The sequence below is a fragment of the Terriglobia bacterium genome, assembly GCA_020072785.1.
Taxonomy (GTDB): Bacteria; Acidobacteriota; Terriglobia; order Acidiferrales; family UBA7541; genus Acidiferrum.
Genome location: JAIQGG010000004.1, coordinates 292568 through 302107 on the forward strand (window position 1 = coordinate 292568; position 9540 = coordinate 302107).

11 protein-coding genes are annotated in these 9540 nt (G+C 63.9%); 7 read left to right on the plus strand and 4 right to left on the minus strand.

Annotated features, from left to right (window positions below; all coding sequences use genetic code 11):
• Positions 1–2: 2 nt before the first annotated feature.
• The 4 genes from LAN61_12790 to LAN61_12805 form a co-directional block, all read right to left on the minus strand.
• Positions 3–1055: a class I mannose-6-phosphate isomerase gene (locus LAN61_12790; GenBank protein ID MBZ5541385.1), complete on the minus strand. Its 1053-nt coding sequence runs from the start codon at positions 1053–1055 to the stop codon at positions 3–5.
• A 3-nt stretch (positions 1056–1058) separates the two neighbouring features.
• Entirely contained in the window at positions 1059–2402 is a 1344-nt protein-coding gene (locus tag LAN61_12795; GenBank protein MBZ5541386.1) for a pyridoxal phosphate-dependent aminotransferase, read from the minus strand.
• A 30-nt stretch (positions 2403–2432) separates the two neighbouring features.
• On the minus strand, positions 2433–2918 hold the full coding sequence (coaD, locus tag LAN61_12800; protein MBZ5541387.1) for a pantetheine-phosphate adenylyltransferase: 486 nt from the start codon (positions 2916–2918) through the stop codon (positions 2433–2435).
• A 293-nt stretch (positions 2919–3211) separates the two neighbouring features.
• Entirely contained in the window at positions 3212–4000 is a 789-nt protein-coding gene (locus tag LAN61_12805) for a metallophosphoesterase (protein MBZ5541388.1), read from the minus strand.
• 506 nt (positions 4001–4506) lie between these two features.
• Between LAN61_12805 and LAN61_12810 the strand changes: the two genes are divergently transcribed.
• From LAN61_12810 to LAN61_12840, 7 genes are all read left to right on the plus strand, one after another.
• On the plus strand, positions 4507–4944 hold the full coding sequence (locus tag LAN61_12810; protein ID MBZ5541389.1) for an SUF system Fe-S cluster assembly regulator: 438 nt from the start codon (positions 4507–4509) through the stop codon (positions 4942–4944).
• A 23-nt stretch (positions 4945–4967) separates the two neighbouring features.
• Entirely contained in the window at positions 4968–6188 is a 1221-nt protein-coding gene (locus tag LAN61_12815; GenBank protein MBZ5541390.1) for an IscS subfamily cysteine desulfurase, read from the plus strand.
• A gap of 23 nt (positions 6189–6211) precedes the next feature.
• Complete coding sequence (locus LAN61_12820; GenBank protein MBZ5541391.1) at positions 6212–6514, plus strand: hypothetical protein; 303 nt, start codon at positions 6212–6214, stop codon at positions 6512–6514.
• Entirely contained in the window at positions 6514–6930 is a 417-nt protein-coding gene (iscU, locus tag LAN61_12825; protein ID MBZ5541392.1) for a Fe-S cluster assembly scaffold IscU, read from the plus strand. Before LAN61_12820 ends, iscU begins: the two co-directional genes overlap by 1 nt.
• 35 nt (positions 6931–6965) lie before the next feature.
• Positions 6966–7343, plus strand: coding sequence for an iron-sulfur cluster assembly accessory protein (locus LAN61_12830; protein MBZ5541393.1), 378 nt, complete (start codon positions 6966–6968; stop codon positions 7341–7343).
• Positions 7344–7487: 144 nt separating this feature from the next.
• Positions 7488–8174 (plus strand): Fe-S protein assembly co-chaperone HscB, encoded by a 687-nt coding sequence (hscB, locus tag LAN61_12835; GenBank protein MBZ5541394.1) that lies wholly within the window; start codon positions 7488–7490, stop codon positions 8172–8174.
• A 47-nt stretch (positions 8175–8221) separates the two neighbouring features.
• Positions 8222–9540 (plus strand): Hsp70 family protein (locus tag LAN61_12840; protein MBZ5541395.1); only part of this gene is annotated, 1319 nt, incomplete at its 3' end.

A 9540-nucleotide genomic window follows, 5' to 3' on the forward strand; every position in this document is an offset into this window, starting at 1 on the left:
CCCTATTCAAAGACCACACTGGAGATGGCGGCGTCTTCCTCGCCGGCATCGCGCAGGCGGTTGCGCAGCGCCAGCAGGTCCGGGACGTAAATGCGCAGCAGCGTGGTGGGTTCCGCGGGGATGATCTGCGGGGAGTCCAGCGCGGCGGGGAGAAACCAAGCCTGCCCGCGGCGGTAGGACGCAACGCCGTCCCGGCAGTTGATCTCTCCGCTCCCGCTCAGGAACACCAGAAGATTGAAGTGCTCCTTGTCGGTGAAGAGTTCCGCGGCTTGCGCAAACTCCCAGCGCTCAGTGGCGAAATATTTGCAGGCCGCCAGCAGCGACTTCTTCATCCCCCGCGCGGGCAGGGGCAGGGAAGCGATCTTGCCCCCGGCAATCTTCCCGAAATTCATCACCGCCAGGGCCTTTTCGATGTGCAGCTCGCGCGGCTGGCCCGCATCGTCCAGCCGCCCGTAATCGTAGACGCGATAGGTCAGGTCGGAATACTCCTGCACCTCGCAGAGAACCATGCCCGGCCCGATGGTGTGGGGTGCGCCCGCGGGGACGTAGAAGGTATCTCCGGGGTGCACGGAGCGGCTTTCCAGCAGTTCTTCGGCCTTCTGCACGGCCAGGGCGGCCAGAAATTTTTCTTTGTTGGTTCCGGGCTTCAGCCCCACCAAGACGCGGGCTTCGGACTCCGCGGAGAGAGCGTGCCACATCTCGGTCTTGCCGCGGCCGCCGGCGGCCTGCTCGTGGGCGGCGGCGTAGGCGTCGTGGGGATGCACCTGGATGGAAAGCTTGTCGGTGGGGAAGAGAAACTTGACGAGAAAAGGGAACTGCGCCGCGCCGGTGAGCCGCGTGCCGCGCCATTGCGGATTCATCTCCTGCCAAGCGGCCTGCAGGCCGCGCCCGGCGTAGGGGCCAGTGGCGATGCGGCAGTCCAGCGCGGTCAGCCAGGCCTCGCCGACGGGCTGCGCGAGCCCGGTCTGCTCCGGAAAGAGGGGAGCGAGGGAGCGCGCGCCCCAGATGCGCGGGCGGAAGACCGGCTCGATGCGGGTTAGTTCAGGCCCGGCCATGGCTCATGAAGCGGCTTCGGCGCGGGTGAGAAAGCGCTCGATGCGGCGCAGCCCTTCTTCGATCCGCGCGATGGAGGTGGCGTAGGAAATGCGCAGATAGCCAGGCATGCCGAAAGCCTCGCCCGGCACGAGAGCGACATGGGCTTTTTCCAGGAGCAGCCTGGAGAGCTCGAAGGCGTCCCTGGCGCGGCACTGCGGACCAGTGCCCAGATGCGCGGAGACGTTCGGGAAGGCGTAGAAGGCGCCGCCGGGATCGATGCAGGTGACTCCGGGAATAGCGCGCAGGCCTTCGAGGATGCGCTTGCGGCGCTTGGCGTATTCGGCGAGCATCGCCGGCACGGTTTCCATGGTGCCGGTCATGGCCTCGAGCGCGGCGTACTGCGCGATCGAGGTGGGATTGGAGGTGGACTGGCTCTGCAGCTTGATCATGGCCTGGATGAGCGCTTCCGGCCCCAGGGTGTAGCCGATGCGCCAGCCGGTCATGGCGAAGGTTTTGGAGACCGAGCCGACGATGATGACGTTGTCCTTGGCGCCGGCGGCGCTGGCGATGGAGTAGGGCTTGTGCGGCTCATAGACGAAGTGCGAGTAGCACTCGTCGCCCAGCAGCCAGATGTTGTGCTTCTTGCACAGCGCCAGGATCTTCTCGTACTCCGCCGGCGGCACCACGGCTCCGCTGGGATTCGACGGAGAGTTGATGATCATCATCCGGGTCTTCGAGGTGATGGCCTTCTCGATCGCCGCGGCCTTGACGCTGAAGCCGTCCTCCGGCCGCGTCTCCACGTGCACCGGGGTGCCGCCCGCGTATTTCACGATGTCCGGGAAGCTGACCCAGTAGGGCGCGGGGATGATGACTTCGTCGCCGGCCTGGATCAGCACGCCCACGACGTTGAAGATGGAATGCTTGCCGCCGACGTTGACGATGCATTCCCGGGGCTCGAAGCTGGAGCGCAGTTCGCGCTTGTGCCAGGCGCAGATGGCCTCGCGCAGGGGCATGATCCCCGGCGTGGCGGTGTACTTGGATTTGTCGCTCTCGATGGCGCGGATGGCCGCCTTCTTGATGTGTTCCGGAGTGGGAAAGTCCGGCTCGCCGGGCCCGAAGTCCACCACGTCGATGCCGCGGGCCTTGTACTTTTCGGCTTCGGCGATGACCGTGGCGGTCGGCGAAACGGAAATGCGGTTGATGCGATTGGTCAGTTGCGGTTGCACGCTGTCTCCCCTGGCTCTTTGGTGTGGCTGCAGTCTCCTGGCGAAACTCGAAACGCGAAATTCGAAACTCGGAAGAATTACGCTTCGCCGCCGCCGTTTTCTAAACTTCCGTAATGGTGACCGTGAAGCGGCCAACTCCATGTGTTACCACATAGCGGCCACAGTTCTTGCTTACGCGGTCTTGGCGCGCAGGCGCGCTTCGACCTGCGGCGGCACCAGCCCCGTCAGCGGCCCGCCGAGCATGGCGATCTCGCGCACCAGGCGCGCGCTCAGGTAGCTGTAAGTCTCTCCCGGGAGCATGAACACGGTCTCCAGGCGCGGCTCCAGCTTGCGGTTCATCATGGCCATCTGCAGCTCGTATTCGTAGTCGGAGATGGCGCGAATCCCGCGCAGAATCACGCCGGCCTCGCGCTTGCGCGCGTAATCCACCAGCAGCCCTTCGAAGACTTCCACTTCCACGCCCGGCCACGCCCGGGTCACTTCGCGCAGCATCTCCACGCGCTCGGTGACGTTGAAAAGCGGCTGCTTCTCCAGATTGCGGAGCACGGCCACGATCACGTGTCCGAATATCTTCTGGGCGCGCTCGATGAGATCCAGATGACCGTTGGTGACCGGATCGAACGATCCGGGATAGATGGCGATGGAGGTTTTCAACATAGTGTGCCCGTGTGCCCGCGGCTGCCTGCGCCCCGCGGCGCTCCCGTTGGAATGACCCCGTATTTTAACCCAGCCGGGCGGTACAACGCCCCGCAAACTTTGCCAGCAGGTCAATTTGGCCGCAGCAGAGCTGCTCCGGCTGGCCCTGAATTTATCGAGGGATGGATGCCAGCGGCACCGGCTTCAGCCGATGTCTGCGCGAGGGAAGAGCAGAGACTGAAATCTGTGCTACCAAAGCCGCGCAAGGTCTTCCATGCCGAGCCGCTGAAAAACTTCGCTCCAGCCGGCCGGGTTCAGCGCGGGTGACAGGTCCCCGAGCCGGAGTCGCGGAAGGTCTGGCCCTCCTCCGGAAGGAACTCCCAGGTGTAGCGGCCCTGCGCGAGGGTCAGCTTGAGAACGCCGAAGGTGTCGGCATTGCGCACTTCGCTGTTCTTCGTGGGCCGCCCGAGCGGAGTGTGACTCCGCCCCCCGGTGCCTACCACGAATTCGCGGATCCCACCCTGCGGGTCCGCGCGGCCCTGCGGGTTCTGCGGGGCAAACCGCTCATAGGAGTGCTCGTGGCCGGCCAGAACGATCTCCGCGTGGGCCTCATAGAGCGCCTGCCACAGCGGACGAAGCTCCGGATGAATGGCGTGGCTGGGGAAAAACCCGCTGCTGAAGAGGGCATGATGGCCATAGGCCAGGATGCACGCCGCGGGATGCTCGGCCAGATCCTTGCGTAGCCACTGCTCCTGCGGCGAACCTGCCGCGCAGCCTCCCACGCCGGGCTGATCGCAGTTGGTGTTCAAGACCACGATGTGCCAGGCGCCCAGTTTGTAGCTGTAGTAGCCCTTCCCGGCGGGACCGGCGACGGGGCCCCAATAGGCGAAGTACGGAGCGGCCCCACCTGCCTTGTATTCGTGATTGCCGAGGGCCGGGCGCGTGCGTTCCTTGAAGCGGCCCCAGGTCCGCTCGTAGCAGACGGTGAAGTCCTCCGCGCTGCCGTTCCCGTACGCCAGGTCCCCTGCGGTGAAGACCGTGCCGGGGATCATGGCTATCAATTTGGCCGTCGCCAGCGCGTCCTCGGGTCTGCGGCAACTCACGATATCCCCGGCACCGATCAGGGTCTGCGGCGCTGGGCCAGCCGTGGACTCTGGCTTGCGCGCGGAGGGAGACGGTCTTGCGTGCCGCTGCTGTGCAGCGGCCGGCCACCCCGTGCCGGCCAGCGCAGCTCCCAGGAGCAGACCTGCTTGCAGAATGCTGAACTTCCGCGGAGTCACCCTCAGAGTAGTTCTCCCCCTGCGCTCTATCGCGCGAACCTTGCTCCTCTATATGCGTAACGGCGAAGCGGTCAATATGTGATGCCTTTGTAGGCTACCACGGCGCCCCCGATTTCTGATGCCGGTTACCGTTAGCTGGCTGCTGCGTGCAACTGACTGCAGCGAATAGCAGTTGGAGGGAAAATGATCGTATACAGGACTCAATTGGTCGTATTATTTGTGACGGGGAAGAGATGTCTTTTCGGCTCCAGATAAGCTTGACGCGCAGATGATTTGCGGTTATTCTTATATACGACTGAAACAGTCGCATTTCGAGGTGGCAGCGCTACATGTTCAAGCTATCGAAGAAGGCCGATTACGCGCTGATTGCCGTCAAGCACCTGGCCACGCGCCGCGAAGAACACGCTTGCAGCGCGGGAGAAATAGCCGAAGAGTACGGTATTTCGGGGACGCTGATGGCCAAGGTGCTGCAGCGGCTGGCCAGAGAAGGTCTGGTGCAGGCGCGCCATGGGGCGACCGGCGGCTATCAGTTGACCCGCGACCCGGCGCAGATGAGCGCCCTGGAAGTGATTTCGGCGATCGACGGGCCGGTACTGATTACCTCGTGCGTGACGAATCACGGTAATTGTGAAACCTCGTTGCGGTGTTCGATCCGCGAGCCGTTGCGGCGGGTGAACGAAAGCATTTTGCAGGTACTCAGCACCGTGACCATCGCGCAATTGAGCGAGGACCCGCAGGAACCAGCGCTGGTGGCGCTGCGAACTTAGGAATTTTTTAGGAGAATTTGCATATGGCCGTCAAGCTTCCCGTTTACATGGACAATCACGCGACCACCCCGGTGGACCCCCGGGTCCTCGAGGCTATGCTGCCGTACTTCACCGAGAAGTTCGGCAACGCCGCCAGCCGCAACCATCCTTTCGGGTGGGCCGCCGAGCAGGCCGTGGAGCAGGCGCGCGCGCAGGTGGCATCGCTGATCAACGCCACGCCCAAGGAGATTATCTGGACCAGCGGGGCCACGGAGTCCGACAACCTGATGATCAAGGGCGTCGCGGAGATGTACCGCGAGAAGGGCAACCACATCATCACCCAGGCCATCGAACACAAAGCGGTGCTGGATACCTGTAAACGCCTGGAAAAGAACGGGTACGAGGTGACCTACCTGCCGGTGCAGAAGGATGGGCGCGTCGATCCCGAGGATGTGCGCAAGGCCCTGACGCCGAAGACCATCCTGATCACGATCATGTACGCCAACAACGAGATCGGGGTGATCAACCCCATCGCCGAGATCGGCAAGATCGCCCGGGAGCACGGGGCGTTTTTCGCGGTGGACGCGGTGCAGGCGGTGGGCAAGATCCCCGTGGACGTGCAGAAGGACAACATCGACCTGCTGGCCATCTCCGCGCACAAGATTTACGGCCCGAAGGGCGTTGGCGCGCTGTATGTGCGCCGGCGCAACCCCCGCGTGCAGCTTTCGGCCATCATTGACGGCGGAGGCCACGAACGGGGCATGCGCTCCGGCACGCTGAACGTGCCCGGCATCGTGGGGCTGGGCAAGGCCTGCGAGATCTGCCAGAAGGAAATGGCGGAGGAGGGCGCGCGGATGCGCAAGCTGCGCGACCGGCTGAAGGACGGGCTGATGGCCAAGCTCGACGAGCTGTTCATCAACGGCTCGATGGAGCACCGCCTGCCGAACAATTTGAACATCAGCTTCGCCTACGTGGAAGGCGAATCGCTGCTGATGGGCATCAACGACGTCGCGGTATCCAGCGGATCGGCCTGTACTTCGGCCACGCTGGAGCCCAGCTACGTGCTGAAGGCGCTGGGCGTGGGCGAAGACCTGGCTCACACGTCGATCCGTTTCGGTTTGGGACGATTTAATACCGAGGAGGAAGTGGATTACGTGACCAACCGCCTCGTGGAAGTTGTAAGCAAGCTGCGCGAACTCTCTCCGCTCTATGAAATGGCGAAAGAGGGCATCGACGTCAGCAAGGTGAAGTGGCAAACGGCCTAAGGGCCTTTATAAGGAAAAGGTGTATGACACAGGACGGAATAATTCGAATTCAACGGTCCATCGGAGGCAGCGGGGCTGCTTTTCAGGTGACCTTTACTCCCTACAACGCGGAAGAGGAAGCGGGAGGGGTGCGGCGTTTTCATGAACTGCAGCAGGTGCGGGAATTCCTGCGCGTGCTGGGGATTGGCGCGGACTTCATCCGCGAGGCGCTGCGGCAGCTGGCCGCAGGGCGCTCGGCTTCGGTCTCCGATGTCCGGCTGACGGACAAGGTGGCACGCCGCGCAGGGTTTCTGAGCACGGAAAATCTGGCAAGGAGTGTCGGCTAATGGCATACAGCGATAAGGTGGTCGATCATTTCAACAACCCGCGCAACGTCGGGAGCCTGCCCAAGGAGGATCCCAACGTCGGCACCGGCCTGGTGGGCGCGCCGGAGTGCGGCGACGTTATGAAACTGCAGATGAAGATCAATCCCGAGACGCAGGTCATCGAAGAGGCGCGCTTCAAGACCTTCGGGTGCGGCTCGGCGATCGCCAGCTCCTCGCTGGCCACCGAGTGGGTCAAGGGCAAGACTGTCGAGGAGGCCCTGTCCATCAAGAACACGGACATCGTGAAGGAACTGGCCCTGCCGCCGGTGAAGATTCACTGTTCGGTGCTGGCCGAAGACGCCATCAAGTCGGCGATCAACGACTGGAAGAAAAAGAAGGGCCTGGAAGTGCCCGTGGCGGAGAAGTCCGCGCACTGAGCGGACGACGCACTGCGGCTAGAAGGCATCCGGTTATGGAAACGAACGTCGCCAATGCGAACACGCAGGCCCCTAACGCCGCGGTCATTCACCTCAGCGAGCGCGCCGCGGAAAGAATCCGCGCGCTGCTGGCCAAAGAGGGCGTAGCCGCGGAAAGCGGCGGGCTGCGCGTCGGCGTGCAGGGCGGGGGCTGCTCCGGCCTCTCTTATGCCATGCGCCTCGATACGCAGGCCCGTGACCGCGACAAGATTTTCGAAGAACACGGCGCGCGGATCTTCGTGGACCCCAAGAGTTTTCTCTATTTGAGCGGCACGACGCTCGACTACGAAGTCACCGTGATGCGCCAGGGATTCGTCTTCCAGAATCCCAACGCCGCGCGGAATTGCGGCTGCGGCAGTTCCTTCACCGCCTAGGAGCAGCACAAACTGGCGTTTGGCGCACTTCCGGGCCTTGCAGGCAGACCGCGCCGGGCACGTGGTTGGCCGCCGCATCCGCCAGCCACTTTTTTTGTGCCCATGAGAGGAAATTCGGCCGGGGTTCCGGCCGCAGGAATAGAGATGGCCGCGCCGTTCACAATCACGAATCCGCCGCTGGTCTGCTGGAGCTGCCACGACCGCACGCTGGGCACGCACTTCTGCTCGAGCTGCGGCAAGCTGGTGCAGCTGCGCGGGGGAATCGACTACTTCGCGCTCTTTGAGATGCCGCGCAAGCTGTGGGTCGAGCTGCCCGCGCTGGAGAAGAAATTTCTGCAGCTCAGCTGGAAGCTGCATCCGGACAATTTCGTGAGGGCCAGCGAGCAGGAGCGCGAACTCTCGCTCCAGCACAGTTCGGAACTGAACGACGCCTACCGCACGCTGCGCGATCCCGTGGCCCGCCTGGAATATCTGCTGGGCATCGAGGGCATGCGCAAGGAGGGCGAGCACAAGCAGCAGGCCCCGCCCGAGCTGCTCGAAGAGGTTTTCGAGCTGAACGAATCGCTCGATGAGCTGCGCGAAGCCAAGGCTACCGGCGGCGATCTGGCGGCGCTGCAGACGCGGCTGCAGGCCGCGGAAAAGAGTTTTCAGGCCCAGCTCGGGGAAGTGGACGCCCAGCTGCAGAGCGCGGCCCGCGAGTGGGACGCGGCGTTCGACGCCCAAGCGGATGAGTCCGCGCGCAAGCAACTATTGTCCCGGATGAACGAGCTGCTCAACCGCCGTTCCTACATCCGAAATCTGGTCACCAACGTTCAAAAGGAGTTGCAGTAGCGCGGGGCGGCAGCCTTGCGGTTTTTCCCGAGTCACCGGTCAGGACCATGACACGCATCGTCGGCATCGATCTGGGCACCACCAACAGCCTTGTCGCGTACTTTGATCCGCAGACGGGACGCGCGCAGTGTATCCGGGGCCCGCATGGCTCGACGCTGTGCCCCTCCGTCGTGAGCCTGGATCCCGACGGCAGCATCATCGTCGGCGAACCGGCGCGGCGGCGGTTGCTCACGCAGTCCGAGCGCAGCATCTATTCCGTGAAGCGGTTGATGGGCCGCGGGCCGGGCGACGTCCAGGAGGAGCTGAAGCTTTTCCCGTTCCGCATCGATGCCGCGAGCCAGAACGTGATTCGCGTGCGCCTCGGGGAGAGAGTGTTCACGCCGCCGGAGATTTCGGCGTTCATCCTGCGCGAGCTGAAGAACTGGGCGGAAGCGCACTTCGGCGAAGCCGTGGACCGCGCGGTGATTACCGTTCCGGCGTATTTCAACGACGCGCAGCGCCAGGCCACCAAGGACGCCGGGCGCATCGCGGGGCTGGAAGTGTTGCGGCTGGTGAACGAGCCGACGGCCGCGGCGCTGGCCTACGGGCTGCACGAAAAGCAGCGCGGCAAGGTCGCGGTCTACGATCTGGGCGGGGGCACGTTCGACATTTCGATCTTGAAGCTGATCTCCACGGGCGAGGGCGACATCTATCAGGTGCTCTCGACCAACGGCGACACGCACCTCGGTGGCGACGACATCGACAACCTGCTACAGGCTCAGGTGCGCGAAGAGATTCTCCGGCTGCACCAGGTGGACATCGCGAAGAGCGCGGACACCGTGCAGGAGCTGCGCAAGGAACTGATCCGCGTGAAGCACGAGCTCTCCGCCGGGGATAAAGCCACGCTGCGCTTCCCGCTGGCGGGCGGCGCCGTCTATGCGCGGGAATTCACGCGCGCGGCGCTCGATGCGCTTATCGCGCCGGTGGTGGAGCGCACCATGAAGCCGGTGCGCCAGGCGCTGGCCGACGCACAGCTTCAGCCCACGGAGATGGACGAAGTGGTGCTGGTGGGCGGCACCACGCGCACGCCGCTGATCCGCAGCACGGTCGAGAAGTTCTTCGGCCGCAAGCCGCACGTCGAACTGAACCCCGACGAAGTGGTGGCGCTCGGCGCGGCCGTGCAGGCGGACATCCTGGCGCGCGGGGTGAAGAATATGCTGCTGCTCGATGTCGCTCCGCTTTCGCTGGGCATCGAGACGTACGGCGGAGCGGTGGCCAAGATCATCCCGCGCAATTCGACGATTCCGGCGAGCGCGCAGGAACTCTACACCACCGGGGTGGACAACCAGACAGGGATCGACATTCACGTGGTGCAGGGCGAGCGCGA

Bases quoted from the DNA above. Each gene is read 5' to 3' on its own strand.
- LAN61_12790 (MBZ5541385.1), bottom strand. From the start codon at position 1,055: ATGGCCGGGCCTGAACTAACCCGCATCGAGCCGGTCTTCCGCCCGCGC.
- LAN61_12815 (MBZ5541390.1), top strand. From the start codon at position 4,968: ATGGCCGTCAAGCTTCCCGTTTACATGGACAATCACGCGACCACCCCG.
- iscU (MBZ5541392.1), top strand. From the start codon at position 6,514: ATGGCATACAGCGATAAGGTGGTCGATCATTTCAACAACCCGCGCAAC.
- LAN61_12820 (MBZ5541391.1), top strand. From the start codon at position 6,212: ATGACACAGGACGGAATAATTCGAATTCAACGGTCCATCGGAGGCAGC.
- coaD (MBZ5541387.1), bottom strand. From the start codon at position 2,918: ATGTTGAAAACCTCCATCGCCATCTATCCCGGATCGTTCGATCCGGTC.
- hscB (MBZ5541394.1), top strand. From the start codon at position 7,488: ATGGCCGCGCCGTTCACAATCACGAATCCGCCGCTGGTCTGCTGGAGC.
- LAN61_12795 (MBZ5541386.1), bottom strand. From the start codon at position 2,402: ATGGAGTTGGCCGCTTCACGGTCACCATTACGGAAGTTTAGAAAACGG.
- LAN61_12830 (MBZ5541393.1), top strand. From the start codon at position 6,966: ATGGAAACGAACGTCGCCAATGCGAACACGCAGGCCCCTAACGCCGCG.
- LAN61_12810 (MBZ5541389.1), top strand. From the start codon at position 4,507: ATGTTCAAGCTATCGAAGAAGGCCGATTACGCGCTGATTGCCGTCAAG.